Origin of the sequence: Pseudonocardia alaniniphila (genome assembly GCF_022524485.1) — a bacterium.
Taxonomy (GTDB): Bacteria; Actinomycetota; Actinomycetes; order Mycobacteriales; family Pseudonocardiaceae; genus Pseudonocardia; species Pseudonocardia alaniniphila.
In genome coordinates this window covers 43,180-59,084 of sequence record NZ_JAKXMK010000028.1, presented here as the reverse complement: position 1 = coordinate 59,084, position 15,905 = coordinate 43,180, and the positions used below count along the sequence as shown (strand labels likewise).

General features: G+C 70.1%; 19 protein-coding genes and 1 tRNA gene. 11 read left to right on the top strand and 9 right to left on the bottom strand.

The features are described from left to right. Nucleotides 1-16: 16 nt before the first annotated feature. Nucleotides 17-1,204, top strand: coding sequence for an MFS transporter (locus MMF94_RS29030; RefSeq protein WP_241040405.1), 1,188 nt, complete (start codon nt 17-19; stop codon nt 1,202-1,204). A gap of 7 nt (nt 1,205-1,211) precedes the next feature. Here the strand turns inward: MMF94_RS29030 and MMF94_RS29025 are convergent, their stop codons facing one another. The 5 genes from MMF94_RS29025 to MMF94_RS29005 all read right to left on the bottom strand — a co-directional run bounded on the left by MMF94_RS29025 (nt 1,212) and on the right by MMF94_RS29005 (nt 4,672). Next, on the bottom strand, nt 1,212-1,808 hold the full coding sequence (locus MMF94_RS29025; protein WP_241040403.1) for an IS630 family transposase: 597 nt from the start codon (nt 1,806-1,808) through the stop codon (nt 1,212-1,214). Continuing rightward, a complete protein-coding gene (locus MMF94_RS29020; protein WP_241040402.1) occupies nt 1,768-2,307 on the bottom strand; it encodes a helix-turn-helix domain-containing protein in 540 nt (179 codons plus the stop codon). The genes MMF94_RS29025 and MMF94_RS29020 overlap by 41 nt, the downstream gene beginning before the upstream one ends. Before the next feature lie 111 nt (nt 2,308-2,418). Beyond that, nucleotides 2,419-3,084 carry an AAA family ATPase gene (locus MMF94_RS29015; RefSeq protein ID WP_241040401.1) on the bottom strand — a complete coding sequence of 222 codons (666 nt, stop codon included), beginning with the start codon at nt 3,082-3,084 and terminating at the stop codon, nt 2,419-2,421. Nucleotides 3,085-3,387: 303 nt separating this feature from the next. Further along, entirely contained in the window at nt 3,388-3,915 is a 528-nt protein-coding gene (locus MMF94_RS29010; protein ID WP_241040400.1) for a glyoxalase superfamily protein, read from the bottom strand. Nucleotides 3,916-4,584: 669 nt separating this feature from the next. Beyond that, a tRNA-Ser gene (locus MMF94_RS29005) sits at nt 4,585-4,672 on the bottom strand. Nucleotides 4,673-4,837: 165 nt separating this feature from the next. On the opposite strand from MMF94_RS29005, the gene MMF94_RS29000 reads away from it, so the two are divergent. The 7 genes from MMF94_RS29000 (at nt 4,838) to MMF94_RS28970 (ending at nt 9,920) form a co-directional block, all read left to right on the top strand. Beyond that, nucleotides 4,838-5,587: an IclR family transcriptional regulator gene (locus MMF94_RS29000; protein WP_241040399.1), complete on the top strand. Its 750-nt coding sequence runs from the start codon at nt 4,838-4,840 to the stop codon at nt 5,585-5,587. Nucleotides 5,588-5,664: 77 nt separating this feature from the next. Further along, nucleotides 5,665-6,066: a metal-sulfur cluster assembly factor gene (locus MMF94_RS28995; RefSeq protein WP_241040398.1), complete on the top strand. Its 402-nt coding sequence runs from the start codon at nt 5,665-5,667 to the stop codon at nt 6,064-6,066. Continuing rightward, nucleotides 6,066-7,076 (top strand): amidohydrolase family protein, encoded by a 1,011-nt coding sequence (locus MMF94_RS28990; protein ID WP_241040397.1) that lies wholly within the window; start codon nt 6,066-6,068, stop codon nt 7,074-7,076. The genes MMF94_RS28995 and MMF94_RS28990 overlap by 1 nt, the downstream gene beginning before the upstream one ends. A 112-nt stretch (nt 7,077-7,188) precedes the next feature. Beyond that, complete coding sequence (locus MMF94_RS28985; RefSeq protein ID WP_241040396.1) at nt 7,189-8,049, top strand: ABC transporter substrate-binding protein; 861 nt, start codon at nt 7,189-7,191, stop codon at nt 8,047-8,049. Next, the gene (locus tag MMF94_RS28980) at nt 8,046-8,900 is read left to right on the top strand and encodes an amino acid ABC transporter permease (protein ID WP_241040395.1); all 855 of its coding nucleotides are present in this window, start codon (nt 8,046-8,048) and stop codon (nt 8,898-8,900) included. The genes MMF94_RS28985 and MMF94_RS28980 overlap by 4 nt, the downstream gene beginning before the upstream one ends. Then, complete coding sequence (locus MMF94_RS28975; RefSeq protein WP_241040394.1) at nt 8,897-9,646, top strand: amino acid ABC transporter ATP-binding protein; 750 nt, start codon at nt 8,897-8,899, stop codon at nt 9,644-9,646. The genes MMF94_RS28980 and MMF94_RS28975 overlap by 4 nt, the downstream gene beginning before the upstream one ends. 19 nt (nt 9,647-9,665) lie before the next feature. Further along, nucleotides 9,666-9,920: a type II toxin-antitoxin system Phd/YefM family antitoxin gene (locus tag MMF94_RS28970; RefSeq protein ID WP_241040393.1), complete on the top strand. Its 255-nt coding sequence runs from the start codon at nt 9,666-9,668 to the stop codon at nt 9,918-9,920. Between the two features lie 181 nt (nt 9,921-10,101). On the opposite strand, the gene MMF94_RS28965 is transcribed toward MMF94_RS28970, so the two are convergent. The 3 genes from MMF94_RS28965 to MMF94_RS28955 all read right to left on the bottom strand — a co-directional run bounded on the left by MMF94_RS28965 (nt 10,102) and on the right by MMF94_RS28955 (nt 11,566). Then, nucleotides 10,102-10,527 (bottom strand): NUDIX hydrolase, encoded by a 426-nt coding sequence (locus MMF94_RS28965; protein ID WP_241040392.1) that lies wholly within the window; start codon nt 10,525-10,527, stop codon nt 10,102-10,104. A 20-nt stretch (nt 10,528-10,547) separates the two neighbouring features. Continuing rightward, nucleotides 10,548-10,982, bottom strand: coding sequence for a nucleoside deaminase (locus MMF94_RS28960; protein ID WP_241040549.1), 435 nt, complete (start codon nt 10,980-10,982; stop codon nt 10,548-10,550). Nucleotides 10,983-11,044: 62 nt separating this feature from the next. Next, nucleotides 11,045-11,566: a tRNA adenosine deaminase-associated protein gene (locus MMF94_RS28955; protein WP_241040391.1), complete on the bottom strand. Its 522-nt coding sequence runs from the start codon at nt 11,564-11,566 to the stop codon at nt 11,045-11,047. A 92-nt stretch (nt 11,567-11,658) separates the two neighbouring features. On the opposite strand from MMF94_RS28955, the gene MMF94_RS28950 reads away from it, so the two are divergent. The 3 genes from MMF94_RS28950 to MMF94_RS28940 are packed head-to-tail and all read left to right on the top strand — an operon-like array spanning nt 11,659 to nt 15,227. After that, on the top strand, nt 11,659-12,876 hold the full coding sequence (locus MMF94_RS28950) for a M20 metallopeptidase family protein (RefSeq protein WP_241040390.1): 1,218 nt from the start codon (nt 11,659-11,661) through the stop codon (nt 12,874-12,876). A 53-nt stretch (nt 12,877-12,929) separates the two neighbouring features. Continuing rightward, nucleotides 12,930-14,258: an amidase gene (locus tag MMF94_RS28945; RefSeq protein ID WP_241040389.1), complete on the top strand. Its 1,329-nt coding sequence runs from the start codon at nt 12,930-12,932 to the stop codon at nt 14,256-14,258. Between the two features lie 30 nt (nt 14,259-14,288). Next, complete coding sequence (locus tag MMF94_RS28940) at nt 14,289-15,227, top strand: prephenate dehydrogenase (protein WP_241040388.1); 939 nt, start codon at nt 14,289-14,291, stop codon at nt 15,225-15,227. 20 nt (nt 15,228-15,247) lie between these two features. Here the strand turns inward: MMF94_RS28940 and MMF94_RS28935 are convergent, their stop codons facing one another. Continuing rightward, on the bottom strand, nt 15,248-15,856 hold the full coding sequence (locus MMF94_RS28935; protein ID WP_241040387.1) for a putative glycolipid-binding domain-containing protein: 609 nt from the start codon (nt 15,854-15,856) through the stop codon (nt 15,248-15,250). Nucleotides 15,857-15,905: the final 49 nt, after the last annotated feature.

Below are 15,905 nucleotides of genomic sequence, written 5' to 3'. Positions count from 1 at the left end.
ACAACCCGGAGGATTGATGCTCCAGGCATTACGGGTGCGCGACTTCCGACTGCTGTGGAGCGCCACTCTGGTGAGCGGACTCGGGTCCTGGTTGCTGGTCATCGCCGCGCCGGCGCACGTGCTGGCCACGACAGACTCACTGCTGGCGACCGGTCTCGTCGTCGCCGCCGAGTACCTACCGTTCCTGCTGCTCGGCCCGATCGCGGGCGTGCTGGCCGACCGGATGGACCGCCGCATGCTCCTGATCTGCACCGACCTGTTCCGCGCCGCTGCTATCGCCTTACTGTTCACCGCTGACACAGCGCCGTGGACAGTTCACGTAGCCGTACTTCTCGAGAGCGCCGCCACCGTCATCTTCACCCCGGCGATGCAGGCCCACCTTCCCGCCGTCGTCGGCACGGGACTGCTCCGCAGCGCGAACGCCCTCAACGCCATCATCAACGGCACCGTGCGACTGGTCGGCGGGCCGCTCGGCGCCGCACTACTACTCACAGCAGGATTCCCGGTTCTCGTCGCGATCGACATCGCGACCTACCTGCTATCCGCGATCGCCATCATCATGACAAGAAAACGAGGCCGTCCGAACCCCCGAGGCGATCGCTCGTCCTTCCGAGCCGGCCTGCAGGTGCTTCCTGAACACCCCGTGGTCGCGGCGCTGCTGCCGGCCACCGGAGTGTTCCTCGTGGCGAACGCCGCGCTCAGCGCGCTGCTCGTTCCTCTCGGGGTCCAGCACCTCGGGGGACCAACCGCGATCGGAACCGTCCTTTCAGCACTCGGCGTTGGATTCCTCCTCGGCGCCCCGCTGCTGCGACTCCTCGTGGACCGGATCCCGATCCGCCTGTTGCTCTCCAGCGCGCAAGCTATGACTGCGGCCGGATTCGCCGTGCTGGTCAACGCGACCGCACTACCGCTGGCGCTCATGGCCGCTGCCGTCATCGGGATGTCCGGCTCAGTGGTGCTCGGCGCACCACGGACCGTCTGGCAACGGACCGTTCCCGGCTCCGCGCTCGGACGGATCAGCGCGGTCTTCGGGATCATTGAAGCGGCAGCAATCCTCACCGGCGCCGTTCTCGGCCCGATCCTGGCGCAGATCACCGGCCTGAGCATCGCATGCAACACCGCCACACTTCTCGCAGTAGCCGGCGCGGTGATGACAGCAGTGATCGTGCCCTCAGAAACCACTCCCAAGAGATCAATCAACTAGTGGCGTGTCACGCTGCCTTGGTCGGGTAACTGGTCCAGGTCCGGATCGGTGAGCCGACGGCGAAGTTGGCCTTCGGCTGGGTGTGGGTGTTGCGCCAACGGACGTAGGCGGCAATCGCGGCGTTCTGTTCGGCGTGAGAGCGGTGGTCGGTCCCGTTGAGCGCGAAGTAGCGCAGCGCGGCGAACTCGCTCTCGATCCAGTTCAGCCAGGAACCGTAGGTCGGAAGAAACACCAACTCGATCGTGTTGGCCGCGCACCAGGAGCGGACCTGAGCGTGGCGGTGGGGCGAGAAGTTGTCACACACCACGTAGAGCTTCTCGCCTGGCCAGCGGGTCCGTAGGGCCTTGAGCAGGTCGAGGAACTCGATCCAGCGCTTGCGTGCCCGGATCCGGTAGAACAGCCGGCCGGTCGTCAGATCCAACGCGGCGAGCATGTGCATCACCCCGGCCGGGCGGGTGTAGGTCGCCCGCAACCTGCGCGGTCTGCCGTGAGGGCGCCAAGCCTTGCCCTTACGGGGCTGCAGGTTCAACGGTCCGAACTCATCCACGCAAACCACCCGCCCATCAGCTGGTGGATGGTCGTAGAGATCCAGGACCCGGCGCATCTTCGCAATGAAGTCCGGGTCGGTGGAGGCCTTCCACGTGGTCGTGGTGCCAGGACACCCCACCGGCATGCAGGATGCGCCGCAGCGTCTCTCGGCTGAGCTCGGCGACGATGCCCTCACGCAGGAGGTGGTCGCGCAACTTGGCCAACGACCAGGTCGAGAACGCCGTGATACCCCAGTCGGCGGGGGACGTCCGGGCGATCACACAGATCCAGGTGCGGACCTGCTCACCGATCTTCCTCGGGCGTCCCCCGCTCGGTTTTGGGTCCAGCGCGTCGAACCCCCGCTCGTTGAACGCGTGGATCACATCCCGCACGTAGTCATCGCTGACCTGCAACAACGAGGAGATATCCCGGACCGTCTGGCCCTGGGCCGACATCAGCACCACGATCGCCCGTCGCATCCGGACCGAATTCTTCGCAGTCCTCGTGATGCGCTGCAGCTTGCGGCCCTCGTCCATCGACAGCGGCCGCACGAACACACTCGGCTTACGAGCCACCCTCACCCCCACACACACGACGTGAAGACAGCCTCACCACCGCAACCACCAAGATCAATTACCCGGCCGACTCAGCGTGTCGAGCCACTAGCCGAACGGCGCCGAACGAGACTACGACTGAGACTGTCGAAGATCATCAACGGCAAGCTCGTCCACCCGGTCGATTCCGACGCCGACAGGGCCGCGAAGCGCTGTCGTTGCTCGAGAAGGCTCTCGAGCCTGATCCGGGTCGGCGAGCACGACGGATACAGCGTCGTAGGTCTGTTGAGGGTCGCGTCCGTCCGTGTACACGACCGCGCAGTCTGGCCGGCCGCGGAGGAACTCAGTGAGTTGGTCGTGGATTCGGCTCAACAGTGCCGGGCCGCCGCTGCGCGCGACGATCTCGTCGATATGACGGTGATGGGCTGGATCGCCGCTCGCCGCCCGGCACGCAAAACGGTCGAGAGCCTGCTGCTTCTCAGCCAACAGGACGACCTCGCGATACTCAGCGCCGCTCCGGTGGACGGCGGTCTCGAAGCCTTCGATCTCGTCTGGCGCGGTCACCAGCTGAGGCATCACGACGTCGTGACCGGTCCGCAGGTGGGTCTCGACCATGCTGATCGCGAGGATCCGGGCTGGCTTCAGCGTCTCCCAGAAGTTGTCCTTCCAGCCACCGATGAGGCTGACCACCTGATCGGTGTCGAGGTTGAGCACACCCGGATGCCGATCGGCATACATCTGGGCGACAGTCGACTTCCCGACGCCAGGCGGACCATTGAGATGGATCAGGCGAGGCATCGGCGAAATGTACTCGGCGCATCGGAGCACTGATCCCGGCCGCTACCAGCCTGCCGCAAGGGGATTTACATTGCGCTGGCATATCGGCTCTGACCTGCGGTGGAATGGCCCTCCATCTGTTGCGTCGGTGCATATTCCGCGCGGGTTGTTCTTGACATCTCGCACGCTGGGTCCTGGTGGGGATCTCCTCGCGGCGCGGGCTGGTCCCTGCCAGCCGTCTCGGCGCGCCCTGAGGAGATCACCGCCCCGCCGCACTCCCCCGGATCTCCGAGCGGTGCAGGGTCCAGGCGGAGCCCGGAGTCTTCAGGCTTCGCAGAAGCGCAGAGTGTTCCCAGACGGGTCGATCACCTCGATCGTCGGCCCGCCGGGCGCGTCGTCGTCGAGTCCCGGGCGCATCGACGGGTAGTACTTCCGGTTCAGCTCCGCATGCAGTCGCGTCGCGTCCGCAACTGGTATCCACACGACGGCTCCCGGGGTTCCGTCACCATGGTGCTCCGAGAGGTCAAGACGGGCGTCACCGCGCGGAATGCGGACGTACAAGGGCATGCCCGGTTGGAAGCGGTGTTCCCACTCGACGGCGAAGTCGAGGAAGTCGATGTAGAACGACCGGACGTCCTCGAAGCGCTGAACCCGAAGGACCGGCACCGGAGCGCCGACTCCAACGGCATCGTCCTGGCGCCGACCGAGCTGCGCGCTGGCGGTATTCCAGTCACACAGTCCGAGCTGGTGCGCGACCAGCTCCAGCGCCGCGCTGTGGCTGATCGTGATGCTCTGCTCGGCAAGATCAGCGCGCAGCCGGCGAGCCGCGGCCTTGGCCGCATCAGTAGTCATGTCCATCGTCGGCCTTGTCCCGGTGTCGCTCGCCCAGTGCCCGCGTTGCTGGACGGACACCGTGCGCGAGGCAGACGGTGACGACCGAATCCGGTGTGTGCACCACGCCTGACGGCGAGCGGGCGGCAGGCCACACCGGGGCCTGAGGCCGACAGTAGCGGTAAATCCACGCCCTCTGTGAGTCTCGAAATCGGGTCGCGCGATCGTTCGCTTGCCGGCGGGTCGGGCCGGGTAGCCGGCGCCGACGCCGCGAACGGGCCGGAGGCGTAGTGAGCGAGCGGTAGGGCCGGCGTGGCCGGCCACGCGCTGTCGGAGGATCCAATAGAGGCAGAATCGGCAGCAAGATGGACGGTCACTGTGTCGAGTCTCGGGACATGCTTGACAGGGCGGGCCCACCTGATGCTCGACGTCGCCCAGACACACGGCCGCGACGGTGCTGCTCCTGCCCGGCGTCCCTGAGCACGCGGTCATGGGGATCATGGGCTGGTCGCACACGGCGATGGCGGCCCGTACCAGCACATCACGGCGCCGATCCAACGCGACATCGCGAGCCGTGTCGGTGGGCTGATCTGGCAGGTCGGCTCGGGGCCGGCGGACGGCAAGTGAGACTAGAAGCAGAAACGCCGGTCTGGTCCGTGTGGACCTTCCCGGCGTCTCGCCTGGTGAGGCTGGCGGTAGCGGTGGGATTTGAACCCACGGAGGCTTGCACCTCACACGCTTTCGAGGCGTGCTCCTTCGGCCGCTCGGACACGCTACCGCCGATGAGCTTACAAGGTGCCGTCCGCGCGCTTCGCACGGTCCTCGTAGAGCCCGGAGAGCCTGCGACGATCAGGTCCGGCGTGCAAAGCGCGGGCGGGCCGTTCCCATCACGGCGACGTTCTGCCAGGCTCCGGAGCGGGACACCCCGCGAAGGAGCGGTGACGTGGGCGAGCAGAGCGGTCCGACCCTCATCCAGTCGGTGCAGCGTGCCCTGCGGCTGCTGGAGGTCGTCGCCGAGCGGGACGGTCGCGCGCCCGCCAAGGAGCTCGCACGGGCCACCGGGCTGCCGCTCCCGACCACCTACCATCTGCTGCGCACCCTCACCCATGAGGGCTACCTGCAGCGTCTCGACGACGGGTCGTACGTGCTCGGGCACCGGATCGACGTCGTACGCAGCCACGGGACGGCGGCCCGTGGGGTCGCGCGAGCCCGGCCGGCTCTGGAGTGGTTGCGCGACGAGCTGTGCAGCGCCGTCTACCTCGCCCGCCACGTCGACGGCGAGATCGTCGTCGTCGAGATCATCGACAGCCCGCGGGCTCCGCGCATCGATCTCTGGGTCGGGATCCACCATGCCGCCCACGCCACGGCGCTGGGCAAGTCGATTCTCGGCCAGCTCACCGCTGCGGACCGGGAGGACTATCTGGCCCGGCACCCGTTGCACGATCTCACCCCGCGCACCGTCGTCGACCGTCGACGGCTCCGCGACCGGCTTCCCGCTCCGGACGCCCTCGCCGTCGACGACGAGGAGTACGCCGTGGGGGTCTGCTGCCTCGCAGCGCCGGTGACCACAGTGGACGGGGTCGGCGCGCTCGGTGTCGTCACGTCGCCCGGGGCGCTTCGACGTCCGGACGTGCCCCGCCAGACGCTGCGCGCGTGCGCGGCGCGGGTTTCACGGGCGCTCACCATCGAGTGAGGCTGCCCTGACCGGTCGGCGCACCATCTGAAATCACCGCCCTTTCGGTCATGAGAGCGGCGTCACACGATCACTGCATGGATCCGCACGCCGCACATCCGGCCGTTCCCGACTGGGCCACCGCCGCCCTGTCGGACGTCTACGACCCGTGCTGCCGGGAGAAGGGCATATCGGTCGTCGACATGGGCCTGCTCCGGTCGGTGGCCCTGCGCGACGGCCACGCCCGTGTCGAACTGCTGCTGACATCGGGGTGGTGCCCGTTCGCGTCTCGCGTGCTCACCGAGGTGGAGGAGGCGATCACGGCGCAGCCCGGCGTGGAGAGCGCCGAGGTCGAGATCGTCTGGGACGAGGCCTGGACCAGCGACCGGCTGTCCGAGTCGGCCGTGCGCAAGCTCCGCTTCCTGCCCACCCCCACCGCCGTGCCCGACCGTGACGCCTACGTCGCGGCGCACCGTCCCCAGGTCGAGGAGGCCATCTGATGATCGGCGACGCATTCGTGTTCGACGGGGTCGCACACCCGTTCAACTTCTCGCCCAAGAACGCCTTCGGCAAACCGGGCGAGATGTTCTCCAACCACCTCTACGCCTTCCACGCGACGCTCACCCCGGATACGGAACCGAAGCTCTCCGCGGACGAGTTCCTGAAGGACTGGACGCCGTCGGACATCCGGCAGATGATCTACGACCAGTCCGACACGGACATGCTCGTGGCCATGCCGTTGCCGCTCACCGACCTCTACCGCGACGGTCTCTCGCCGTGGGAGGAATGCGCGGAGCTGGCCGCCCGTGACCCCGACCGCACGATCTTGTGGGGTTCGGTGAATCCGCTCGAGGGCCGTAAGGCGCTCGACCTCATGGAACGCCAGGTCAAGGAGTTCGGTGCCAAGGCGTTCAAGTTCTACAACGTCCGCTACGACTACGGCTCGCCGTTCCCCTGGCGGATGGACGACCCCAAGGTCGCATTCCCGATCTTCGAGAAGGCGCAGGAGCTCGGCGTCAACCTGATCGGTGTGCACAAGGGTGTGCCGCTGGGCCCACAACCGATCGAACACACCCAGACCTGGGACATGGACGGCGCCGCCGCCAACTTCCCGGACATCAACTTCGTGATCTACCACGTCGGGCTGCCGTTCATCGACGAGACGTGCTGGCAGCTGATCCGGTACCCGAACCTGCACGCCTCGCTCGCGGCCACCATCAACTTCCTCGTCCGCGCGCCGCGAATGTTCGCCGAGATCCTCGGAAAGCTGCTGTTCTGGTGCGGCGAGGACAAGATCGTCTACGGATCGGAGGCGCCGATCTTCCACCCGCAGTGGGCGATCAAGGCCTTCATGGACTTCCAGATCCCGCAGGATCTCTGCGACGGCTACGGCTACCCGCAGCTCACCGACCAGGCCAAACGCAAGATCCTCGGGGAGAACCTGCTGCGGCTGCACGGTCTCGATGTCGAGGCGACCAAGCGGCGGCTGGGGAGGCCTCAGACCCACTGACCGCCCCGGCGGTCCCGGGCCAGGGTGCGTGGCAGGTGCGTGCCCTGGCCCGGGCACCGCCGCGTGGCGGCGATCATCGACGTCGCTTGCTCCCACGGGCGAGAATCGCCCCGTGCCCTCTCCACTCCCCGCCCGGCGTCTGCTCGTGGCGGTCGCGCTCGTCCTCGCCGCGGGCTGCGCCCCGGCCGACACCAACGACACCGCACCGGCCGCGGGCGCCTCGTGCGCACCGGGGGCGCTACCGACCCGCACCGCCGGCACCCTGACCGTGGGAACGGACGAGCCCGTCTACCCGCCGTGGTACATCGACGACGACCCGACGTCGGGCCGTGGTTTCGAGAGCGCCGTCGCCTACGCGATCGCCGACCAACTCGGGTATCCCCGCGACAAGGTGACCTGGACCCGGGTGCCGTTCAACGCCGCCGTCCAGCCCGGGCCCAAGACCTTCGACCTCAACCTCACCGAGTTCTCGATCACCGACGAGCGGCGGCAGGCCGTCGACTTCTCGGCCCCCTACTACGACGTCAAACAGGCCGTGGTCACCGTGGCGTCCAGCCGGTTCGCCGGCGCGACCTCGATCGACGGGCTGAAGACCGCCCGGCTGGGTGCTCAGGTGGGCAGCACCAGCTACGAGGCGATCGTCTCCCAGATCGCACCCGCAACCCAGCCTGCGGTGTTCAACACCAACGACGACGCCAAGCTGGCGCTCACGAACGGCCAGGTCGACGCGATCGTCGTGGACCTGCCCACGGCGTTCTACATGACCTCGGCCGAGCTGACCGACGGCAAGATCGTCGGGCAGCTCCCGGCTGCCCCGGGCACGCCCGAGCAGTTCGGCGCCATCCTGGACAAGGGCAGCCCGCTCACCAAGTGCGTCTCCGACGCCGTCGACCGGCTACGGGCAGCCGGCACCCTCGACCAGCTCGAGCAGCAGTGGCTCGCCTCGGCGGGGTCGGCGCCGGAACTGCGGTGAGTGCGGCGCCGGGCGCGACGGAGCTGAGCCCCCTCGCGCGGGAGCGGCTCGCCTACCGGCGCTCGCGCGCCCGGCGCTCCACCCTCGTCGCGTTCACGTCCACGCTCGTGTTCGCCGTGGTGGTCGGCGTCGGGATCGCGAGCTCGCCCGGCTGGCCGCGGGTGCGCGAGACGTTCTTCGACCCGCACGCGGCCTGGGCGTCGCTGCCCGCCGTGCTCGACGGCCTCTGGCTCAACATCCGCGTGCTCGTGGTGGCCGAGATCGGGATCCTGGTGCTCGGGCTGGTGATCGCGGTGCTGCGCACGCTGCGCGGACCTGTGTTCCTCCCGGTGCGGGCGCTGGCCACCGGCTACGTCGACCTGTTCCGTGGGCTGCCGCTGCTCATCGCGCTGTACCTGATCGGGTTCGGGCTGCCGGCGCTGCGGCTGACGGGCGTGCCGACCGACACCGCGGTGCTCGGGACGGTCACGCTGATCCTCGTGTACTCGGCGTACGTGGCGGAGGTGTTCCGCGCCGGCATCGAGTCGATCCATCCTTCGCAACGGGCGGCTGCGCGCTCGCTGGGGCTCAACCACCGCCAGTCGATGCGGCTGGTGGTGCTGCCGCAGGCGGTGCGCCGGGTGCTGCCACCGCTGCTCAACGACTTCGTCGCGCTGCAGAAGGACGTCGGGCTGATCTCCGTGCTCGGCGCCGTGGACGCGATCCGCGCGGCGCAGATCGAGTCGGCCCGCACGTTCAACTTCACGCCGTACGTGGTGGCGGCGCTGCTGTTCGTGCTGCTCGCGATCCCGACCGGCCGGGTCGCCGACGCCGTGGCCGCGCGGGCCGCCCGCAGGCAGGGATGGTCATGACCCCCGTGCTCGAGGTACGCGGAGTGGTCAAACGCTATGGCTCGGCCACCGTGCTCGACGGCGTCGACCTCAGCGTCGACGAGCATCAGGTGGTCACGCTGATCGGTACGTCGGGCTCGGGGAAGTCCACCCTGCTGCGCTGCGTGGACCTGCTGGAGGAGATCGACGACGGGCTGGTCCTCCTCGACGGCGTGGACGTCTCCGACCCGCGCGCCGACGTCGCCGCTGCCCAGCGGCGCATGGCGATCGTGTTCCAGGCGTTCAACCTGTTCCCGCACATGACCGCCGTCGAGAATGTGGCGCTGGCGCCGCGGGTGGTGCACCGCGTGCCGGCAGCCGAGGCGGACGGGCGGGCCCACGAGCTGCTCCGCCGGGTCGGGCTCGGCGCGTTCGCCGACGCCTATCCGGACCGGCTCTCGGGTGGCCAGCAGCAGCGGGTGGCGATCGCTCGCGCCCTCGCGGTGCGGCCGCGGCTGCTGCTGCTCGACGAGATCACCTCGGCCCTGGATCCCGAGCTGGTCGGCGAGGTGCTCACGATCGTCCGGGAGCTGGCCGAGACGGGCATCACGATCCTCATGGCCACGCACGAGATGGGGTTCGCCCGGCAGGTGTCCGACCGGGTGTGCTTCCTCGACGGTGGCCGCGTGCTCGAGTCGGGACCACCGGGTCAGGTACTCGGCGATCCGGTCCACGAGCGCACCCGGCAGTTCCTCGCCCGGGTGATCGCAGCGGGCCGCCTGGTGTGATTGCTACGGGGGTGAGCTCATGGGCAGGACGATTTCGGACCACGAACTGCGCAACAACAGCAGCGCGATGCTGCACGATGTGCAGGCAGGCGAGACGATCGCGGTGACGAACAACGGCGAGGTCGTCGCCGTGCTGGTCCCGCCGCCGCTCCGGCCCGGAGCTGTGCTCCCGATCCAGCGAGCGGCGGTCAAGGGAGGTTTCGCCGACCTCCCGCGTGTACAGCTGGACCATCCGCTGAAGGACGACCTCGACGACCTCCGCGGGGACCGTTGACCGTCGACGTGGAGTCGTCCGCTGCCGCGAAGCTGCTCGCGCGCCGCACTGCCCGAGGCGCCTCGACGCCCTGCACGTCGCCGCAGCCCTCCGGCTGGACGCAGGGGTCATGCTGTCCTACGACCGTCGGCAGATCGCGGCAGCGGAGGCCGTGGGCCTGCGGACGCTAGCGGTGTAGCGGTCAGGCGTGGCCCGCGGCGGCGAGCCCGATGTCGACCAGCCCGATGTGAGGCCGGTCGGCCAGTTCCGCGAGCGGCACCCACTCGGCGCGGTCCGTGCTGCCGTCGATCTCGTCGCGCAGCGAGCCGCCGATCACCTCGGCGGTGTAGAGGATCCGCAGAGCGTGCATGTCGATCGGGTTGCCGTCGCTCGACCGGTCCCAGCGCGTCGAGTCGACCCCGATCACCGAACCGAGCGCGATCTGTAGGCCGGTCTCCTCCTCGACCTCACGCACGGCGCCGTCCTCGGGCCGCTCACCGTGGTCGAGCCCGCCACCGGGCAACGTCCAGCGATCGCTGCGGCGGAACCGGACGAGCAGCAGCGAACCATCACGCACACAGACGACGTACGCCCCGACGCGGGTCTGTTGCACCACCACCTGCTCCACTGGCGCAGGCTAGCGCGTGCTCAGCGAAAGCCCGCGAAGAATGACTCCAGCAGGGCCGCACAATCCCGCTCCAGTACCCCGCCGACCACCTCGGGCCGGTGATTTTGTCTCCGGTCGCGAAGAACGTCCCACAGTGAGCCGGCCGCACCCGTCTTCGGTTCCCACGCCCCGAACACCACGCGCGCCACCCGGGCGAGCCCGATCGCTCCCGCACACATCGTGCAGGGCTCGACCGTCACGGCGAGGGTGCAGCCCTCGAGGCGCCACTCCCCTCGCACAGCGGCAGCCGCCCGCAGCGCCAGCATCTCGGCGTGTGCCGTGGGGTCACCCAAGGCCTCCCGGGCGTTGCACGCCACGGCCAGCTCACGGCCTTCGGAGTCGACGACCACGGCCCCGATCGGCACGTCACCGGTGCGGGGCGCGGCCCCTGCGACCTCGATGGCGCGCCGTATCAGCGCCTCGTCCGCTGCGGCGGAGAGCGGACCGGTGGACGCCGAGCCGGCGCCCCACGCTGGGGTCACCGCGCGTCGACGACCTCGGCGAGGGCATCGGCGAACCCGCAACGGCGCCCGATCGCGGCCAGCTGCTCGTCGGGGTAGAGCTCGACCTCGCCCGCGAGCACCTCCAGCTCGTCGGCGGGAAGCCCGAGATCGGCGAGGATCGCGAGGTCGCCCTCCGGCCACGGCGGGGCGTCGAGGGCTTCGTCCTCCGGCGGCAGCTCCAGCCGCAGGAGGTCGAGGACATCGGCCGCCACGTCGTAGTCCAGCGCCGCGACGGCGTCGGACACCATCAGCGAGATGCCGCCCGGGGTGGGCCGTAACAGGACGAAGAACTCGTCGTCGACATCGAGCAGACCCAGCACCGCTCCGGTGGAGCGAAGCTCCCTCAGCTCGGTGATCGCCGTGTCCAGGTCGACGAGCGCCTCGGCCGACATCCGCGAGCAACGCCACTGCCCGTCCTCCCGGATAGCCGCTACGGCATATCCGGGCAGGGCCTGTTCACGCACCTCTGCGCGCGACTCGATGCTCTGCACCGCCATGCCACTACGGTAAGCCTCCGACCGACTGTGGTCCAAACCACAACTAGAAGTGAACCTGCTCGTCACCTGCCAGAGCTGCCAAGATCGCCCTCATGCCACCGGATGTCGCATTGCTCACCACCCTCCGTTCCCAGGCTCGCGGCGTCCAGCCACGGACGGTGGCGCTGCGCCGCGCCCTCCATCGCCGTCCCGAGCTCGGACTCGACCTTCCCCACACCCGAGATGCGGTCGTCGCCGCTCTCGCAGACCTCCCGCTACAGGTCCATCTGGGTCGTTCCGTCAGCTCGGTGGTGGCCGTGCTGGAGGGTGCCCGCCCCGGGCCGACGGTGCTCCTGCGCGGCGACATGGATGCGCTCCCGCTGGCCGAGGACACGGGGCTCTCGTTCGCCTCCGAGACCGACGGCGCCATGCACGCCTGCGGTCACGACACGCACGTGGCGATGCTCGCCTCGGCGGCCCGGGTGCTGGCCGCGCGGCGGAACGACTTCGCCGGACGGGTGCTCTTCATGTTCCAGCCCGGCGAGGAAGGCTTCCACGGCGCCCGGTACATGATCGACGAGGGCCTGCTGGACCGCACCGGGCCCGCCGGGCGCCCCGACGCCGCCTACGCGCTGCACATCAGCGCCACACTCCCGTCGGGCGAGGTGCACGTCCGTCCGGGGCCGTTGATGGCGGCGGCCGACGCGGTCACGGTGACGGTCCGTGGCCGGGGCGGCCATGCCTCCGCCCCGCACGACGCACTCGACCCCCTGCCCGCTGCCGCGGCGATGGTGGGGGCGCTCCAGACGGCGGTGACGCGGCGGGTCAGCGCGCACCACCCCGTGGTGCTGACGATCGCGCGGATCGTCGCAGGTACGACGAACAACATCATTCCGGAGACGGCCTTCATGGAAGGCACGGTGCGCACCCTCTCGGAGACCGCTCGCGCCACCGTGCACGACGAGATCGAGCGCGTCTGCCGATACATCGCGATGGCTCATGGCTGCACCGCGGAGGTGCACATCGAGCCGGGCTACCCGGTCACCGTGAACGACGCCGACGCCGCCGACCGGGTCGGCAAGCTCGCTTACACGGTGCTCGGGCGCGATCGGGTCGTCACGATGGACACCCCGATCATGGGGGCCGAGGACTTCTCCTACGTGCTGGCCGAGGTGCCCGGTGCTCTGGCGTTCCTCGGAGGCTGCCCGCCGAACGTCCATCCGGGAACCGCTCCGCCCAACCACTCGAATCGCGTGGTGTTCGACGAGGACGCGATGGCGTCCGGAGTGGCCGTCTACGCCGGGCTGGCATTGGACGCCCTCGCGAAGTAGGTCGCGATCGTGCTCGACGTACGGTTGCTGGGGTCTTGGGTGAGGATGAACCCGTGATCGCCTCACTTCGCGAGCTCGGGATGGCACTCCGTTCGGGAGCGCTCTCTCCCGTCGAGCACGTCACCGAGACTCTCGACCGCCTCGCCGCCGACCAGCACAACGCCGTGATCACGCTCGACGCCGAGCGAGCGATCACGCAGGCCAAGGAGCTCTCCGAGGAGTTGGCTCGCGGCGAGTGGCGCGGGCCGCTGCACGGCGTGGCGGTAGGGGTCAAGGACCTGTTCGACGTGGCCGGGTTGCCGACACGGGCGGGCTCGAACGTGCTGGCCGACGCAGCACCGGCTACCGCCGACGCCCCGGTCGTCGCGCGGCTGCGCGCCGCTGGTGCGGTGGTGGTGGCGAAGCTGCACACCCACGAGTTCGCCTACGGCCCCACGGGGGACGCCGCGGCCACCGGTCCGGCACTCAACCCGCACGACCGCACCCGGATCACCGGTGGGTCGTCCTCGGGTTCCGCGGCCGCGATCGCCGCCGGCCATCTGACCCTCGCGCTCGGCACCGACACCGGTGCGAGCGTCCGCACGCCGGCGGCGCTGTGTGGCGTCGTCGGGTTGAAGCCGGCCTTCGGCACGCTCTCCACCGACGGCGTGTTCCCGCTCTCCGAGACCTGCGACCACGTCGGCGTGCTCGCCGCGGACGTGCACGCCGCCGGAGTGGCCTGGGACGTGCTGAGCAGGCCGGACGGCACCGGCGGGGGGATCCAGGCACCCGGCGTCACCGGTGTCCGCGTCGGCGTGCTCGTCGACGACTACTGGCGGGCCTTCGACCCGGCGCTCCCGTCGGCGGTCGACGCCGCGGTCGAGACGCTGCGGGCCCGCGGCGCGTCCGTGGTCGAGGTGAGCACGCCCATGATCGACGAGCTCGCCGCCACCTACCCGGTGATCGTCGGCGCCGAGGCCTACGCCACCCACGCGGCGTGGCTCGCCGAGCGCCCGGAGGGCTACCAGGACGTCACCAGGGAACGGCTACTGCCCTATGCCGAGCAGCCGGCCCGCGAGTACGTCGACGCGCTGCGGACCAGGCGCAGGCTCGCGGCCGCGATGCGGGAGGCCGTCGGAGACGTCGACGTCCTCGTCCTGCCCACCACACGGCTGCGCGCCACCCCGCTAGGAGTGGCCGATGTCGACGTCGACGGCCGCAGCGTGCTCGTCCGGGCACAGTTGCTCGCTCTCACGCTGCCCTTCAACCTCACGAGGTGGCCCGCCGTGTCGGTGCCCGGTGACGTTCCCGATGGCGGCCTGCCGGCCGGGGTGCAGATCGTCGGCGTCAAGCTGGAGGAGCGTGGGGTGCTGCGCGTCGCGGCGGCCCTGGCCCGGGACTGACCGGGGTTGCGCAGCGAATACTCTCGTGGGGTGACGCAACGTGCGGTGTGCGTGATCGGCGCCGGGCTGATCGGGGGCTCGCTCCTGCGGGCCGCGGAGCAGGCCGGCCGGACGGTGTGGGGCGCGAGCACCGCGGCGGACGCGGCGGACGCGCACGCCGACGGGTTCGACGTCACCACCGACACCGACGCGGCGCTGCGCCGGGCCGCCGAGACCGACGCGCTCGTCGTCCTGGCCGTGCCGCTCCCGGCGCTGCCCGACGTGCTGCGCCGTGTCGACGCGGTGGCGCCGGCCTGCCGCCTCACCGACACGGTGAGCGTCAAGGTCGCCGTGGCCGATACCGTCGAGCGGTACGCCCCGCGGGCCCGTTTCGTGGGTGGCCACCCGATGGCCGGCACGGCGGAGTCCGGCTGGGCGGCGGGCAAGGCGGACCTCTTCGCAGGCGCGGCGTGGGTGGTGGCCTCCGACGACGGTCTCGACCTCGACGTATGGGCCGACGTCGCCGAACTGGCATGGGCGTGCGGGGCGCGCGTGGTGCCCGCGGCCACCGACGAGCACGACATCGCCGTGGCCCGGGTGTCGCACCTACCGCACCTGCTGGCGGCCGTGCTCGCCGCCGTGGGCGCGGCGGGCGACGACGACCTGCCGCTGGCACTCGCCGCGTCCTCGTTCGCCGACGGCACCCGTGTGGCGGGCACCCGCCCGGAACTGGTGCTCGCGATGTGCGAGGGCAACCGCGACGCGCTGCTCGGGGCGGTGGACGACGCACTGGGCCGGCTCGGCGCGATGCGCGGGGCGCTGGCCTCGACGGGAGGCCTGGCAGCCACGGTGCGCGCCGGGCACGCCGGACGGCAACGGTGGGCGGCCGCCCGCGACCCACAGGGGGTGCAGGTGAAGCGTCGTTCGTCGCTGTCGGCGCTGCGGGACATCGGCCGCCGCGGTGACGCCGTGGTCGGCTGGAAGGACTGAGCTCCTGCCCCGGCGCCGGGTCAGCCGGCCGCGGGCGTGGACCCTTGCAGGAGCCTCGTGGCGATACCCGGGTAGCTGAGAACCACGCCGTCGGAGTCGACCACCAGCTCCGCCACGAAATCGCCGGTGCGGAACTCCACCACCGCCTCGCCCGTGTGCTCGTCCAGCACGGACACGGTGCGGTAGATCTGCTCGACCACCTCGACGTCGAGGCCGGGTAACGAGACGAACACCATCCGGATCAGGTGCTCACCGGGCTGCCGGTGCAGGTTGAGACGGCGGATCGGCAAGGTGTTGAACATCGCGCTGTACTCGAGATCGACGTCCACGATGCCGGCGAAGTCGGCGCGGGTGGTGCCGCCGCCCGCGCCGGTGTCGAGAAGCCAGACGCCGTCGTCGGTGCGGTTGATCGTCAGGTGACGTTCGCGCTCCGCGGTGGCCGCGGTGACCGAGAGCCGCACCAGCTCGCCGCCCTCACCGACGATCAGCCGGTAGGAGGCGGTGAAGTCGCCTTCGGGCTCTGCCTTGACCATCCGGCCCAGGGCGCGATAGCCGTGGGGTTGGAGCAGCAGGCGCGCACCTTCGAGCCCATGGCCTCCGTCGGCCTGCCAGGTGAGCATCGTCGTCATCGCCACCACCGTAGACGAGGGCGGAGTCGGATCACCGAGGGTGACACTC